Annotated in this window: 12 protein-coding genes; 9 read left to right on the top strand and 3 right to left on the bottom strand. The window is 71.5% G+C overall.

Annotated elements, in window-relative coordinates:
* Positions 1-294 precede the first annotated feature (294 nt).
* Positions 295-1,332 (top strand): dihydrodipicolinate reductase, encoded by a 1,038-nt coding sequence (locus tag ACG83_RS33380; protein WP_054570229.1) that lies wholly within the window; start codon positions 295-297, stop codon positions 1,330-1,332.
* Between the two features lie 178 nt (positions 1,333-1,510).
* A complete protein-coding gene (locus ACG83_RS33375) occupies positions 1,511-2,716 on the top strand; it encodes a CaiB/BaiF CoA-transferase family protein (protein ID WP_054570228.1) in 1,206 nt (401 codons plus the stop codon).
* A gap of 123 nt (positions 2,717-2,839) precedes the next feature.
* Here the strand turns inward: ACG83_RS33375 and ACG83_RS33370 are convergent, their stop codons facing one another.
* Complete coding sequence (locus ACG83_RS33370; RefSeq protein ID WP_054570227.1) at positions 2,840-3,583, bottom strand: enoyl-CoA hydratase/isomerase family protein; 744 nt, start codon at positions 3,581-3,583, stop codon at positions 2,840-2,842.
* Positions 3,584-3,772: 189 nt separating this feature from the next.
* Between ACG83_RS33370 and ACG83_RS33365 the strand changes: the two genes are divergently transcribed.
* The 7 genes from ACG83_RS33365 to ACG83_RS33335 all read left to right on the top strand — a co-directional run bounded on the left by ACG83_RS33365 (position 3,773) and on the right by ACG83_RS33335 (position 12,253).
* Positions 3,773-5,368 (top strand): AMP-binding protein, encoded by a 1,596-nt coding sequence (locus ACG83_RS33365; RefSeq protein WP_054570226.1) that lies wholly within the window; start codon positions 3,773-3,775, stop codon positions 5,366-5,368.
* A 29-nt stretch (positions 5,369-5,397) separates the two neighbouring features.
* Complete coding sequence (locus ACG83_RS33360) at positions 5,398-6,576, top strand: amidohydrolase family protein (RefSeq protein WP_054570225.1); 1,179 nt, start codon at positions 5,398-5,400, stop codon at positions 6,574-6,576.
* Positions 6,573-8,006: a FadD3 family acyl-CoA ligase gene (locus ACG83_RS33355; RefSeq protein ID WP_054570224.1), complete on the top strand. Its 1,434-nt coding sequence runs from the start codon at positions 6,573-6,575 to the stop codon at positions 8,004-8,006. Before ACG83_RS33360 ends, ACG83_RS33355 begins: the two co-directional genes overlap by 4 nt.
* A gap of 78 nt (positions 8,007-8,084) precedes the next feature.
* Positions 8,085-9,662: a methylmalonyl-CoA mutase family protein gene (locus ACG83_RS33350; protein ID WP_054570223.1), complete on the top strand. Its 1,578-nt coding sequence runs from the start codon at positions 8,085-8,087 to the stop codon at positions 9,660-9,662.
* The gene (locus ACG83_RS33345) at positions 9,662-10,063 is read left to right on the top strand and encodes a cobalamin B12-binding domain-containing protein (RefSeq protein WP_054570222.1); all 402 of its coding nucleotides are present in this window, start codon (positions 9,662-9,664) and stop codon (positions 10,061-10,063) included. Before ACG83_RS33350 ends, ACG83_RS33345 begins: the two co-directional genes overlap by 1 nt.
* Positions 10,064-10,211: 148 nt before the next feature.
* Entirely contained in the window at positions 10,212-11,168 is a 957-nt protein-coding gene (locus tag ACG83_RS33340) for an LLM class F420-dependent oxidoreductase (RefSeq protein WP_054570221.1), read from the top strand.
* Positions 11,165-12,253 (top strand): CaiB/BaiF CoA-transferase family protein, encoded by a 1,089-nt coding sequence (locus ACG83_RS33335; protein ID WP_054570220.1) that lies wholly within the window; start codon positions 11,165-11,167, stop codon positions 12,251-12,253. The genes ACG83_RS33340 and ACG83_RS33335 overlap by 4 nt, the downstream gene beginning before the upstream one ends.
* Positions 12,254-12,404: 151 nt before the next feature.
* On the opposite strand, the gene ACG83_RS33330 is transcribed toward ACG83_RS33335, so the two are convergent.
* Positions 12,405-13,520 (bottom strand): PP2C family protein-serine/threonine phosphatase, encoded by a 1,116-nt coding sequence (locus ACG83_RS33330; RefSeq protein WP_054570219.1) that lies wholly within the window; start codon positions 13,518-13,520, stop codon positions 12,405-12,407.
* A gap of 289 nt (positions 13,521-13,809) precedes the next feature.
* Positions 13,810-14,649 carry a helix-turn-helix domain-containing protein gene (locus ACG83_RS33325; protein ID WP_054570218.1) on the bottom strand — a complete coding sequence of 280 codons (840 nt, stop codon included), beginning with the start codon at positions 14,647-14,649 and terminating at the stop codon, positions 13,810-13,812.
* Between the last annotated feature and the right edge of the window lie 137 nt (positions 14,650-14,786).

Here is a 14,786-nt window from a genome sequence, read left to right as displayed (position 1 = left end):
CTTCTCCATCTCACGGTGCACGGTCAGGGGCGCCGCCGGTCGACGATGGGAAGGGCTCAATATTGACGACGGCGTCAAGATCCGCCTAGGCTGTGGCGCGCAGCACACGGGTCATGTGAATCTGGTGGATTTTCGCCCTCTGCTGGCAGGCCCGCCACAGTTCGGCGGGCGAGCCCCGCGCCGACGGCCGCAGCCGGTCCACACGCGATGTCCGCACCAGGCGATCGCCTCCGCGATGATCCACCCAGGCTGACCCGAACGCGATGATCCGATCCCGACGAGGGGAAGACACACGTGGGGAAGTTGCGCGTCGTTCAGTGGGCCACCGGGAACATCGGCACCTACGCGTTGCGCGAGGTGATCGCGCATCCGGAGCTGGAGCTTGCCGGCGTCTTCGTCCACGGCGCCGAGAAGGTCGGCCGCGATGCCGGTGACCTGTGCGGCGTGGGCGCGACCGGCGTCGTCGCGACGGGTGACGTCGAGCTGATCCTCGCGCTGGGCGCGGACTGCGTCCTGTACATGCCGCGGTACTTCGACGTCGGCGAGGTGTGCCGCATCCTCGCCTCGGGCGCGAACATCGTGACGACCCGCGGGGAGTTCCACCGGCCGGCCGGTATGGATCCCGAGGTCCGCCGGCAGGTGGAGGCGGCCTGTGAGCAGGGCGGTACGTCGGTGCACAGCACCGGCAGCAGCCCGGGCTTCATCACCGAGGCCGTGCCGCTGGTGCTGTCGTCGATCCAGCGCCGCCTGGACCGGCTCGCCATCCAGGAGTTCGCGGACCTGTCCCGGCGGGACTCCCCGGGCCTGCTGTTCGACGTCATGGGCTTCGGGCGGCCACCGGCGTCAGTGGACGAGGCACGGCTGACCCACGGCCGGATCAGCTTCGGGCCCTCGCTGCTGCTGATCGCCGAGACGCTCGGGATCAGGATCGACACGCTGGAGGCGTCCGGCGAGGTCGCCACCTCGCCGCGCCCGGTGCACATCGCCGCGGGAACCCTGGAACCCGGGACGGTGGCGGCCCAGCGGCTGACGGTCGCCGGGATCCGCGACGGCCGCGAGGTCCTGAGCTTCCGGGCGAACTGGTACTGCACCCGTGATCTCGAACCGGCCTGGGACCTGCGTGACACCGGCTGGCACATCGACCTGGAGGGCGACGCCCCGCTCGACATCGCGCTGCGGTTCCCGTTCCCGCTGGAGCAGATGGCGGCGATCTCACCGGCCTACACCGCCAACCGGGCGGTCAACGCGGTGCCGATCGTGTGCGCGGCGACGCCCGGGATCCGCACCTCGGTGGACCTGCCGCAGATCGTCGCGAGCAGCGTCGGGTCCTAGGGTTCTCCGCAGGTCGACGGTTGATTTCCACTTCGCGAGAATGTAACTTTCGGACCTCGTGAGGCTGTGGGCCCGTGAGACCGTGAGCTCGGGAGTTCACGGGCTCCGGAGCTCACGGGCTTGGGAGCTCACGGGCCCGTGAGCTCGTGGACAGCAGCGCGATCGCGAAGGGTGCCGCATGAAGCCGCTCGACGGAGTCAGGGTTCTCGAAGTGGCGATGTACGGCTTCGTGCCGTCCGCGGGCGGTGTGCTCGCGGACTGGGGCGCCGAGGTCATCAAGATCGAGCATGCGGTGACCGGCGACCCGCAGCGGGGCCTGAAACAGACCGGCAACCTGAAGGTCGGCGACGGGCCGAACCCGAACATCTGGCACGCCAACCGCGGCAAGCGCAGCCTCGGCCTCGACATGTCCCGGCCCGAGGGCAAGGAGATCCTCGACGAGCTGGCCCGCCGCGCGGACGTCTTCCTCACCAGCTTCCTGCCCCGCTCGCGCCAGAAGCTCGGCATCGACGTCGAGGACATCCGGAAGCTGAACCCGCAGGTCATCTACGCCCGCGGCAGCGCCCTGGGGCCGCGCGGCCCGGAGTCGGACAAGGGCGGCTTCGACATGACGGCCTTCTGGTCGCGGGCCTCGTCGGCGGCCAGCATCACCCCGAGCGGCCACGAGGGCATCACCCCGCCGCCCGGCCCCGCCTACGGCGACACGATCTCGGGCACGAACCTCGCCGGGGGCATCGCCGCGGCGCTGTTCCGGCGTGAGCGCACCGGCGAGCCGTCGGTCGTCGACGTCTCCCTGCTGGGCAGCGGGCTGTGGGCGATGGGCCAGACGATCTCCCTGTCCATGCTGCTCGACGAGCCGCTGCAGGCCCCGGCGGCAGGCGCGCACGGCTCGCCGAGCAACCCGCTCTCCGGGCTCTACCGCACCTCGGACGGCCGTTTCCTCTCGCTGGTCATGCTCCAGCCGGGCCGGTACTGGCCGGACGTCGTCCGCCACATCGACCGCCCGGAGCTCGCCGACGACCCGCGTTTCTCGTCCGCCGAGCAGATCGCCGCGCACACGGCGGAGGCGGTCGAGATCCTGCGGGAGGCGTTCGCCGCGCGCACCCTCGCCGAGTGGACGGAGCGCCTGGGCACGCTTTCCGGCCCGTGGGCGCCGGTGCAGGACTCGCTGCAGGTCAGCGGCGACCCGCAGATCCGGGCCAACGAGTACCTGCTGTCCGCCGGCGACCTGGAACTGGTCTCCAGCCCGGTCCAGTTCGACGTGCAGGCGCCCGAGCTGGGCCCGGCGCCGGACTTCGCCGCGCAGACCGAGGAGATCCTCCTGGAGCTGGGGCTGGACTGGGAGCGGATCATCGAGCTGAAGACCGCCGGCGCGGTCACCTGAGCCGCGCCGCGCGCCGCGGGCAGCGGGACCGCGCGTTGCGGGACCGTGTGTCACTGGCCGCGGCCGCGCCCGGGACCCGATCGGGCGCTCCTGCGGCCGGTCGGGTCCGGGCGGCCGGCACGGTCAGCGGGCGCGCCTGGCGCCGGCCCGCTCGACGGCGGCCCAGTGCTCGTCGTCCACCCACAGCCGGGCGAAGGTCCGGGCCGCGTCCTCGGCGTGTGCCTCGGTCAGCGGCGCACCGGCGGCGCGGCGCAGGACGTGCTTGATGCCGCGGGCGGGCGCGCCGGTGAGGGAGTGGGCCAGTGCCCGCCAGCCCTCGTCGAAGGCGGCCCGCGGCAGGACCTGGTCGACCAGCCCGAGCCCCTCGGCCTCGGCGGCGGTCAGGACCCGGCCGGTGCCGGCGAGCAGCAGCGCGCGGCCGGGCCCGACCAGCTCGGCCAGCCGTTCGGCGCCGCCCCACGCCGGCATGATCGCCAGCGTCGACTGGGTGAATCCGATCTTGATGTCGTCGGCGGCGACGCGGATGTCGGCGGCCACCGCGACCTCGGCGCCGCCGCCCAGGGCGTGCCCGTTGACGGCGGCGATCACCGGGGCGGGAAACGCGGCGAGCCGGTCGCAGATGGCGCGCATCCGCAGGGCCATGGCTGTCGCCTCGTCCTCGGTGCGCAGGGCGGCGAGTTCCTTGAGGTCGCCGCCGGAGACGAACGCCCGGTCGCCGGCGCCCCGGATGACCAGGGCCCCGGCGCCGTCGGCGGCGTCGAGGGCCTTCTCCAGCTCACCCATGGTGGCCAGGGAGATGGCGTTGCGCGCCTCGGGCCGGTCGATCGTGATGACGGCGAGCCCGGCGTCCAGCTCAAGATCAATCATGGACCCAACTCCAGGTTGAGAATACAATTCTAAATATGGAGAGTAACATTCCCGCCTAAAATCCAGAGTTCCCCTGTGAGATTGCCGGCCTTCCGCCGCACGCGGATGCCGGCGGCCCGCGGGGTACCTGTGGAACCTGCCCGAGTGTCCTGGGAGAGTCCGGGAATAGCACAGATCGGAGCTCACGCGATGCGCACGGTTCCCCCCGAGCTGGTCAGGCGGTACGAGTCCGAGGGCTGGTGGACGTCCGAGACGCTGGGCGACATCCTGGCCACGGGCCTGGCGGCCGCGCCGGACGCGCAGTTCCGGGTCCACTCGGCGGTGCGGCCGTGGAACGGCACGTTCCGCGAGGTCGAGCAGGTCGCGCGCCGGCTGGCGGCCGGGCTGCGCGCCCGCGGGGTCGGCCCCGGCGACGTCGTGGTGTTCCAGCTGCCGAACTGGGTGGAGGCGGCGGCGACCTTCTGGGCCTCGGCGTTACTCGGCGCGGTCGTGGTGCCGGTGGTGCACTTCTACGGCCGCAAGGAGGTCGGCTACATCCTGGAACGGACGTCGCCGAAGGTCTTCGTCACGGCGCAGGGCTTCGGGCGGCTGGAGTTCCAGCCCGACCTCGTCGCCGGAGTGCCCGTCGTCGGCGTGGTGGGGCGCCCGAGCGGCGAGCCGCTGGCGTTCGACGACCTGCTCGCCGACGACCCGATGCCCGGCACCGTCGCGGCGGACCCGGGCGCCCCGGCGGTGATCGCGTTCACCTCCGGCACCACCCGCGACCCCAAGGGCGTCATCCACAGTCATCGGACGCTCGGCTTCGAGACCCGCCAGCTCGCCGGCCTCTACCCCCCGGACCGCGGCCGCCAGCTCACCGCCGCGCCGATCGGGCACTTCATCGGCATGCTGAACGCCTTCCTCATCCCGGTGCTGGAAGGACGTCCGATCAACCTGGCCGACGTCTGGGACCCGGCGCAGGCGCTGGAGCTGATGCGCACCGGCGGCCTCACCGTCGGCGGCGGCGCCACGTACTTCATGACCAGCCTGCTGGACCACCCCGACTTCACCCCCGAGCACCTGGTCGGGATGCGCTACGCCGGGCTCGGCGGGTCGTCGGTGCCGGCGGCGGTCACCACCCGGCTGGACGAGTTGGGCATCACGGTGTTCCGCTCCTACGGCAGCACCGAGCATCCCTCGATCACCGGCTCCCGGTACACCGCGGGACCGGACAAGCGCCTGTTCACCGACGGGGACGTCCTGCCCGGTGTGGAGATCCGGCTCGAACCGGACGGGGAGATCCTCAGTCGGGGCCCGGACCTGTGCCTGGGCTACCTCGACGACGAGCTGACCGCGCAGGTCTTCGACGCCGACGGCTGGTACCGCACCGGCGACGTCGGGGTGCTCGACGCCGACGGGTACCTGACGATCGTCGACCGCAAGGCCGACTTCATCATCCGCGGCGGGGAGAACATCAGCGCGCTGGAGGTCGAGGAGGTGCTGCTGACCATGCCCGGTGTCGCCGAGGCCGCGGTGGTCGCGGCGCCCGACGCCCGGCTCGGCGAGCACGCCGCCGCGGTGCTCCGCCTGCAGGACGGGGCCGCGCTGCCGACCCTGGACGCGGTGCGCGCGCACTTCCAGCAGGCGGGGCTGGCCCGGCAGAAGTGGCCCGAGGAGCTGGTCGAGATCGAGGACTTCCCGCGCACCCCCAGCGGTAAGATCCAAAAGGCGGTCCTACGAGCAGTCATTGCGCGTCGGGACACCGCGCAGCAGGCAGACATTGCGGCACAGCGGGGAAGAGAATAGGGTTCTCCATATCAGTAAGGGAGGATCTCATGCCTACGCGAGTGTCGCCGTACCCCGTCTTCGACGCGGACAACCACCTGTACGAGACCGAGGACGCCTTCACCAAGTTCCTGCCGGAGGCGTACAGGGGCGCGATCCGGTACGTCCAGGTGGACGGCCGCACGAAGATCGCGATCCGGGGCCAGATCAGCGACTACATCCCCAACCCGACCTTCGAGGTCGTCGCGCGCCCGGGCGCCCAGGAGGAGTTCTTCAAGATCGGGAACCCCGAGGGCAAGTCCTACCGTGAGATCGTCGGCAAGCCGATCCGGTCGATCCCGGCCTTCCGCGAGCCGAAGTCCCGCATCGAGCTGATGAACGAGCAGGGCCTCGAGCGGACGCTGATGTTCCCGACGCTGGCGAGCCTCATCGAGGAGCGCATGCGGGACGACCCGGAACTGACCCACGTCGTCATCCACGCCCTCAACGAGTGGCTGTACGAGACCTGGCAGTTCAACTACGAGAACCGCATCTTCACCACGCCGGTCATCACCCTGCCGATCGTCGAGAAGGCGATCGAGGAGCTGGAGTGGGTCGTGGCGCGCGGGGCGAAGGCCGTCCTGATCCGGCCGGCGCCGGTGCCCGGCTTCAACGGCTCGCGGTCCTTCGGCCTGCCGGAGTTCGACCCGTTCTGGGAGCGGGTCGTGCACCACAACATCCTGGTCGGCCTGCACTCCTCGGACAGCGGCTACAACCGCTACACCCAGGACTGGGAGGGCAAGGTCCGCGAGTACCTGCCGTTCCAGCCGGACGCCTTCCGCATGTTCGGCCAGTGGCGCCCCATCCAGGACACGGTGGCCGCGCTGGTCTGCCACGGTGCGCTGTCCCGGTTCCCGACCCTGAAGATCGCGGTCATCGAGAACGGCGCGTCCTGGGTCGCCCCACTGCTCTCCGAGCTGAAGGACATCTACAAGAAGTACCCGCAGCAGTTCCTGGAGAACCCGATCGAGGTGGTCCGGCGCAACGTCCACGTCAGCCCCTTCTGGGAGGAGGACATGGGCAAGCTCTCCGAGCTGATCGGGGTCGAGCGGGTGCTCTTCGGCTCCGACTACCCGCACCCCGAGGGCCTCGGCGACCCGGTGAGCTACGTCGAGGTGCTCAAGGACCTCAGCGCGGAGGACCAGGCCAAGATCATGGGCGGCAACCTGGCCAGGCTGATCGACGCATGAAGTGGGAGACCATCCCGGAGATGGTGCTCAGCGCCGCCGACCGCTTCGGTGACGCCGAAGCGGTCGTCGACGGGGCACTGCGCCTCACCTACACCGAGCTGGTGGGCCGGGTCCGCACCGCCGCGGGTTCCTTCGCGGCGGCGGGCGTCGGCAAGGGCGACCGGGTGGCGATCTGGGCGCCGAACTCCGCCGAGTGGATCATCGCGGCCTTCGGGCTGCTGACCGCCGGCGGGGTGCTGGTGCCCGTGAACACCCGTTACAAGGCCGAGGAGGCGAACGACATCCTCACCCGCAGCGGGGCGAGGATGGTCCTGGTCCAGGAGGGCTTCCTCGGGCAGGCGTACGCCGGTATCACCGCCGTGCCCGCCGTCGACATCAAGTCGGGCTTCCTGACCTCCGGGGCGCCGCTGGACGCACCGGTGGTCACCGATGGTGACGACATCGCCGACATCCTGTTCACGTCCGGGACGACCGGGCGGCCCAAGGGCGTCATGATGAACCACCACCAGACGCTGCGGCTGTACGCGGAGTGGTGCTACCAGGCGGATCTGCGGGAGGGCGACCGGTACCTGATCGTCAACCCGTTCTTCCACAACTTCGGCTACAAGGCCGGGATCGTCGCCGCCCTGATCCGGGGCGCGACCATCGTGCCGATGGCCGTCCTGGAGATGGACCGGCTGCTCGAGCTGATCGAGCGGGAGCGGATCACCATGCTCCCCGGCCCGCCCACGCTCTACCACTCGATACTGGCGGCGCGGGGCAGCGCGGACGTCTCCTCGTTACGGTGCGCCGTCACCGGTTCGGCCGACATCCCGGTCGAGCTGATCCGGCGGATGAAGCAGGAGCTGCCCTTCCAGTCGATCATGACCGGGTACGGCCTCACCGAGGCGGGCACCGCCACCGCCTCGCGGCCGGGCGACTCCTTCGAGGACATCGCCACCACCGTCGGCAAGGCCTGCGACGGCGTGGAGATCTCCATCGCCGACGACGGCGAGGTGCTGATCCGCGGCTACACGGTGATGCAGGGCTACCTGGACGACCCCGCCGCCACCGCCGAGACGATCGACCCCGACGGCTGGCTGCACACCGGCGACCTGGGCACCCTCGACGAGCGCGGGTACCTGCGGATCATCGGCCGCAAGAAGGACATGTTCATCGTCGGCGGCTTCAACGCCTACCCGGCCGAGATCGAGGGCTACCTGCTGGGGCATCCCGCGGTCGCGCAGGCCGCGGTCATCGGCGTGCCCGACGACCGCCTCGGCGAGGTCGGCAAGGCGTTCGTGGTCCGGCGCGGCCCGGTCACCGCCGACGAGCTGATCGCGTGGAGCCGGGAGAAGATGGCCGGCTTCAAGGTGCCCAGGCACGTCGAGTTCCTGGAGAGCCTGCCGCTGAACGCGTCCGGAAAAGTGATGAAGGACCAGCTGCGCTAGCACCGCACCGAACACCGAGCACCGATCAGGGCAAGTCGAGGTATCGGTCTTCCGCCTCCAGAAAGTAATGAAGCGACGATGAGCGATTCTGTCCAGACCAATTCCGGCCTGCCGGTCAGTCCGGTGTACGGCCCCGCCGACCGCGGGGCCGAGCCACCGGAGCCGGGCCGCTTCCCCTTCACCCGCGGCAACTACGCCAAGGGGTACCGGGGGCGCACATGGACCTTCCGGCAGTACTCCGGCTTCGGCACCGCGGAGGAGTCCAACAGCCGGTACCGCTACCTGCTCGACCAGGGCGGGACGGGCCTGTCGGTGGCGCTCGACCTGCCCACCCAGTGCGGGTACGACTCCGACGACCCGGAGGTGACCGAGGAGGTCGGCCGGGTCGGCGTCGCCGTCGACACGCTCGCCGACGCCGAGGTGCTCTTCGACGGCATCCCGCTGGACAAGATCAGCACCAGCTTCACCATCAACGGCACCGCCGCGATCCTGCTGGCCTTCTACGTGGCCGCCGCGGAACGTTCCGGGGTGCCCCGGTCGAAGCTGACCGGCACGATCCAGAACGACATCCTCAAGGAGTACGCCTCCCGCGGGACGTGGATCTGGCCGCCGACGCCGTCGCTGCGCCTCATCGCCGACACCATCGAGTTCTGCGCCGCCGAGGTGCCGCGGTTCAACGCCATCTCGGTCGCCGGCGCGCATTTCCGCGACGCCGGCGCCAACGCGGTGCAGGAGATGGCCTTCACCCTCGCCGACGGTGTCACCTACTGCGACACCGTGATCGAGCGCGGGCGCCTGACGATCGAGCAGTTCGCCCCGCAGGTCTCCTTCTTCTTCTACACCCACGGCGACTTCTTCGAGGAGATCGCCAAGTACCGGGCCGGCCGCCGGCGCTGGGCGACCATCGTGCGCGAGCGGTACGGCGCGACCGCCGACAAGGCGTCGATGTTCCGCTTCGGCTGTGTCGCCGGCGGTGCCTCGCTGTACGCGCCGCAGGCGCAGAACAACATCGTGCGGGTGGCCTACGAGGCGATGGCCTCGGTGCTCGGCGGCGTCCAGTCGATGTTCACCGCCGCCTGGGACGAGCCGTTCGCGCTGCCCAGCGAGGAGTCGGCGACCCTCGCCCTGCGCACCCAGCAGATCCTCGCCCTGGAGACCGGCGTCACCCGCACCGCGGACCCGCTCGGCGGCTCCTACTTCGTCGAGGCGCTGACCGACGCCACCGAGGCCCGCATCATCGAGATCATGGACGACCTCGAGGCGCACGGCGGCATGGTCCGCTGCATCGAGGACGGCTACCTGCAGGGCCTGATCGCCGACGAGGCCTACCAGCTGCACAAGGACATCGAGGACGGCACGGTGCCCATCGTCGGGGTGAACCGGTTCGTCGCCGACGAGCCGGCACCCGACCTGGCCACCTACGAGCTGGACGCGGACGGGCGTGAACGACAGCTGAAGCGGCTGGCGAAGGTGAAGGCCGAGCGGGACGGCACCGCCGTGCGGGCCAGCCTCGACGCGCTCGCCCGCGCCGCCGAGGGAGACGGGAACCTGATGCACAACCTGATCGACTGCGCCAACGCCTACTGCACGGTCGGCGAGATGGTCGCCGCCCTCAAGGCGGTCTGGGGCGAGTTCCAGCAGCCGGTGGTGTTCTGATGCCGGCCCGGGTTCTCGTCGCCAAGCCCGGCCTGGACGGGCACGACCGCGGCGCGAAGATCATCGCGCGTACGCTGCGGGACGCCGGTTTCGAGGTCGTGTTCACCGGCATCCGCCAGCGCATCGAGGACATCGTCACGATCGCGCTGCAGGAGGACGTGGCGCTGGTCGGCCTGAGCATCCTCTCCGGCGCGCACATCGCGCTGACGACCCGCACCATCGAGGCGCTGCGCGCGGCCGACGCGGGTGACATCGCGGTCGTGGTCGGCGGCACCATTCCGCCGGCGGACGTCCCGAAGCTGCTGGAGGTCGGCGCCGCCGCGGTGTTCCCGACCGGCACCTCGCTCGACGAGGTGGTCACCCGGGTCCGGGAGCTGACGGCGGCGGCCACCACGCCCTGACGCCGATCCGGCGCCGACCGCCCCCTGCCCCGGCACCGGCCTGGCACAGGCCTGGCGCGGGTCGCCGTGCCGGGGGCGGGTTCACGGCAGCGCGCGAGCGCGACATCGATGTGACGAGATCGGGACGTAACGAGAACCGGAGGGTCCAATGCGGGTCGGCGTGATGATCGGACCGGAGCGGGGTGACTCCGCGCGCAAGGTCGGGCGGATGATCGACGACGTCCTGTGGGCCGAGGGCGCGGGGATGGACACCGCCTGGATCCCCCAGGTGCCCTCCGACTTCGACGCGCTCATCGCGGTCGCCCTGATGGGTGCCCGCACCGAGCGGATCGAGCTCGGCACGGCGGTCGTCCCGCTGCAGCCGCAGCACCCGATCGCGCTCGCGCGCCAGACCCTGTCGGCGCAGGCGGCCACCGGCGGGCGGCTCGCGCTCGGCGTCGGGCCGTCGCACCACTGGATCGTCCGCGACATGCTCGGCCTGCCCTACGACAGGCCGGCCGGGTTCACCCGCGACTACCTCGAGGTCCTCAAGGCCGCGCTGAGCGGGCCGGGGCCGGTGGATGTCGAGAACGGCACGTTCACCGTCCACAACCCGATGGAGATCGGGCCGGTCGCCCCGCTGCCGGTGTTCCTCGCCGCGCTCGGGCCGGTGATGCTGCGCATCGCCGGCGAGCAGGCCGACGGCACCGTGCTGTGGCTCGCCGACGAGCGCGCGGTCGGCGAGCACGTGGTGCCGCGGATCACCAAGGCGGCGGCCGAGGCGGGCCGCCCGGCGCCGCGGATCGTCGCCGGCATCCCGGTGTGCCTGTGCGCGCCGGGGGAGGAGGACACCGCGCGGGAGCGGGCTAACCGCATCCTCGGCGAGGCCGAGGTCTCCCCGAACTACCAGCGCCTGCTCGACCAGGGCGACGCCACCAACGTCGGGGACATCGCCGCGGTCGGCGACGAGGCGGCCATCCTGGCGGCCTTCCGGCGGTTCGCCGACGCCGGCTGCACCGACCTGTCGGTGCGGCTGCTGCCCATCGGTGACAACCGCGACGAGCTGATCGCCTCCAAGCGGCGGACCCGGGAAGTGATCGCGGCCCTCGCGGCGGAGGTCAGATGAGCCCGGAACCTCAGGCAGGCCCGGAACCTCGGTCAGGCGCGGGCCCCCTGGCCGGTATCCGCATCCTGGAGGTCGGTCACATCCTCGCGGGCCCGTACGCGACGATGATGCTCGCCGACCTCGGCGCCGAGGTGACGAAGCTCGAACCGCCCGGCGGGGATCTCTCGCGGCAGGTCAGCGACGCCTACTTCGCCAGCATCAACCGCGGGAAGCGCAGCATCCGCCTCGACCTGACCGGTGAGGCGGGCCAGGCCCGCCTGCACGAGCTGGTGGCCGACGCGCATGCGCTCGTGGTCAACCTCAAACCGTCGGCGATCCGGAACTTCGGCCTGACCTACGAGGCGCTGCGCCCGTACAACGAGAAGATCGTCTGCGTGGCGCTGACGGGCTTCGGGCTGTCCGCCGGCGACGACCCGGCGTTCGACTACGTCATCCAGGCGGCCACCGGGGTCGCCGCGCTCACCGGCGATCCGGACGGCCCGCCGACGCTGCCCGGCTACTCCTCGGCCGACAACTCCGCCGGCCTCACCGCGGCGCTGGCGCTGCTCGCGCAGATCGTCTCCGGTCGCGGCGGGCAGCTCGAGGTCTCACTGCGCGACGTCATGCTCTCCCAGCTCAACTACCGCGCCTCGGCCTACCTCAACGAGGGCACCGAGCCGCGGCGGATGGCGTTCGGCGCGCACTCGTACTACGTGCCGGCGCAGCTGTTCCCCACCGCCGAGGGCTACCTGGCGCTGTTCGTCACCCACGACGGCTTCTGGAAGAAGTTCTCCACCGAGGCCGGCGTGACGGGCTTCGAGACGATGGCCGAACGCGCGGCCCGGCGCGAGGAGGTGCTCGCCGTGGTCACCGCGGCGCTCGCCGCCGACACCGCGCAGGGCTGGGAGACGCGGCTGAAGCGCCTCGGTGTCCCGGCGGCGAAGGTGCGTTCGCTGCCCGAGGCGCTGGAAGCGACACCGGAGATGGTCGTGCGCGCCGGTGACTTCCGGCTGGTCGGCAGCCCGATCCTTGTCCACGGCTACGAGCCCGACTACGGGCCGCCGCCGCGCCTGGGCGAACACGGCGGCCAGCCGGGCCAGCCGTAGCCGGCCGGACCGCCACGGCCGGCAGCGGACTGGGCTCGTGACGGGCGGAACGCTCCGTGGGACCAGTCTGTCGGCCGGGCCAATGACCTGGCCGGTCTCGCGTTCGATCACGCTCAATGACGATCGGCCGTAGCGGGGGCGCTCGCCCCCGCTACGGAGCCCGGACGGCGAGGAGGCAGAGGTCGTCCTCCCGGCCGGCCGGCCCGGCGAGGTCCGTGACGATGCCGTCGCAGAGGTCAGCGAGACCGCCCAGCCCGCCGGGGCTGTGGCCGGCCGCGGCGCGGGCCAGCGTGTCGAGCCGGTCGGTGAGGGAGGCACCCCGGCGTTCCACGAGCCCGTCGGTGTAGAGCAGGAGCTGGGCGCCCGGCGGCAGGCTCAGGTCGGTCTGCCCGTAGGCGAGCCGCGGGGCGGCGCCGAGGATCGGGCCGTGGACGTCGTCGAGGTAGTCGGGACCGGCGCCGGTGAGCACCAGGGGCGGCAGGTGGCCGGCACATGACCAGGTGAACCGGTGGGTGGCCGGGTCGAGACGGCTCACGACGGCGGTGGCTGTGGTGCCGTCCGGGTCGGGAGCGAGGTTCGTCGACAGCTGGGTGGTGATGCCGGCCGGCGAGTAGCCGGCGAGGGCGTAGGCACGCGTCGCGTGGCGCAGCTCGGCCATCGCGGCCACGGCTGGCAGCCCGTGGCCGGCGACGTCGCCGACGACCAGCAGGACCGCGCCGTCGGGGAGCAGGGACGCGTCGTACCAGTCACCACCGACGCCGGCGTCGCGGGTGGCCGGCAGGTAGCGGGCGACGAGGCCCATGCCGGGCAGGTCTGGAAGGGTCTGCGGAAGGATGGCGCGCTGCAGCATGTCCACGATCGCGTGCCGCCAGGTGACGTCGACGACGAGCCCGATCACGCGGGTCGCCTCGCCGGCGGAGCTGGCCACGATCCGGCCCAGCCCCTGTACCCACACCTGGGAGCCGTCCCGCCACACCACGCGGTACTCGGCCAGGTAGGAGCCGCAGGCCGCGATGGCACTGTCCACGGCCTCCCGCACCCTGGGAAGGTCGTCAGGGTGGATGGTCGCGTAGAAGTCCGTCATCGTCTCGCCGAACTCGTCGAGGCGCAGGCCGTGCAACTCGGCGGTGCGTCGGTCCCAGGTCAGCTTCCCGCTGACGATGTCGCGATCCCAGATGCCGACCTCGGCGTCGGCATGCGCGATGTCATTCGCGTGAGCCAGCGCCCAGCCGGCACCCGGCTCCATCGCCTCGATCCGGTCCACCATTGGAAATGCCCTACCCCGGCCCCGCACAGGCATGCCGACGTCAGCCGGGTTGGAGAGGCACCCGGCGCGACCAGGCCGTCAAAGCCGCCTTCATGGACGTTCGACCAGCCAGCGCTGGACGCCGAAGCCCCGGCCGACGGCTGGTACGCCCTGCTGACCAACCTGGCCGCCACCGCTCCAGCACCACCTGCTCGACGCCTTCGGCGTCGGCCCCACCCAACCCCCATGCCCCTTTACAAGATCGCAGAGGTTGGTCGGCAGCGCGGAATCCGCCTGGCGAAACACGGGTTCAGCCGCGCATGGCGAGGTTGCGGCTGATGCTCGCCGCTGCGCGTCGCACCTGGTCGGTGTGTCGCATCGAGACCCGCTCGGCGGCCGTGACGACGGCGACTGATGCGACGGCCTGCCCGTTCGGCTGGCGAATGGCGGCGGCCACGCAGCAGATTCCGTGAACGAGTACCTGGCTGTCCATGGCGACGCCGCGGTCACGGATATCGGCGCGGGCCCGGCGCCACTCGGCCTCCGAGAACTGGGGCGGCCCGTAGAGGTCAGGCCGTTCGGCGAGAAGGACCTGCCCGGTGGCGGTCGCGGGCGGAGCGGAGCTGATCGGGCTGAGGACGACACCATGCGCCGGGGCCAGCACACTGACGGCGTCGACCACGACAACGTCCGGGTCGTCACGGAGCACGGCGATGACGACCGTGGCGTCGGAGTCCCGAACCAGGTCGCGAACGGGTGTGCGGGACGCACGAAGCAGCGGTGTGTGCGACGGCCGGACATTCCTCATCCGATGCACGGCTGGCCCGACGCGGTACGCCGAATGCACCCGCTCGACGGCGCCCACCGCGACCAGCTGATCGAGCAGGCGATACGTGGTCGCCTTGGGCAGATCCGCCAATCTCGCCAGCCGGGACAGCCCGGCCGTTCCCTCACCGGAAACGGCATCCAACAGCTGGAACGCGCGCTCAAGGACGCCTTGACCGGATTTGCCCGCTGGCTCCTGGTCGCCATCGTCGCAGCCCGCCGCCGGGTGCGCCGGGGTGGCCGGGCGTGTGCCTGCGGAGGGGGGAGACGGGTCGGCGGGAGCTCTCTGGGCGGTGGCTGTGTTCTCACCCGTGATCGCCGTCATGCGCCCTCCGAACCAAGTGGCCTCTGGTCGCCGCCGAGCCAAGCTGCCTGGGCTGGCTGCCGCGGAGAGGACTGCGGCTGCGCCTACCGGCATCCGCAGCTTTCCGGGTAAGGCGTCCGCGCGGTTCGCCGGGCGGA

Origin of the sequence: Frankia sp. R43, assembly GCF_001306465.1 — a bacterium.
Classification (GTDB): Bacteria; Actinomycetota; Actinomycetes; order Frankiales; family Frankiaceae; genus Parafrankia; species Parafrankia irregularis.
This window is presented reverse-complemented; position numbering and strand designations above follow the sequence as displayed.

Coding starts and splice junctions, on each gene's coding strand:
- ACG83_RS33375 (WP_054570228.1), top strand. CDS start 1,511: ATGAAGCCGCTCGACGGAGTCAGGGTTCTCGAAGTGGCGATGTACGGC.
- ACG83_RS33370 (WP_054570227.1), bottom strand. CDS start 3,583: ATGATTGATCTTGAGCTGGACGCCGGGCTCGCCGTCATCACGATCGAC.
- ACG83_RS33365 (WP_054570226.1), top strand. CDS start 3,773: ATGCGCACGGTTCCCCCCGAGCTGGTCAGGCGGTACGAGTCCGAGGGC.
- ACG83_RS33360 (WP_054570225.1), top strand. CDS start 5,398: ATGCCTACGCGAGTGTCGCCGTACCCCGTCTTCGACGCGGACAACCAC.
- ACG83_RS33355 (WP_054570224.1), top strand. CDS start 6,573: ATGAAGTGGGAGACCATCCCGGAGATGGTGCTCAGCGCCGCCGACCGC.
- ACG83_RS33350 (WP_054570223.1), top strand. CDS start 8,085: ATGAGCGATTCTGTCCAGACCAATTCCGGCCTGCCGGTCAGTCCGGTG.
- ACG83_RS33345 (WP_054570222.1), top strand. CDS start 9,662: ATGCCGGCCCGGGTTCTCGTCGCCAAGCCCGGCCTGGACGGGCACGAC.
- ACG83_RS33340 (WP_054570221.1), top strand. CDS start 10,212: ATGCGGGTCGGCGTGATGATCGGACCGGAGCGGGGTGACTCCGCGCGC.
- ACG83_RS33335 (WP_054570220.1), top strand. CDS start 11,165: ATGAGCCCGGAACCTCAGGCAGGCCCGGAACCTCGGTCAGGCGCGGGC.
- ACG83_RS33330 (WP_054570219.1), bottom strand. CDS start 13,520: ATGGTGGACCGGATCGAGGCGATGGAGCCGGGTGCCGGCTGGGCGCTG.
- ACG83_RS33325 (WP_054570218.1), bottom strand. CDS start 14,649: ATGACGGCGATCACGGGTGAGAACACAGCCACCGCCCAGAGAGCTCCC.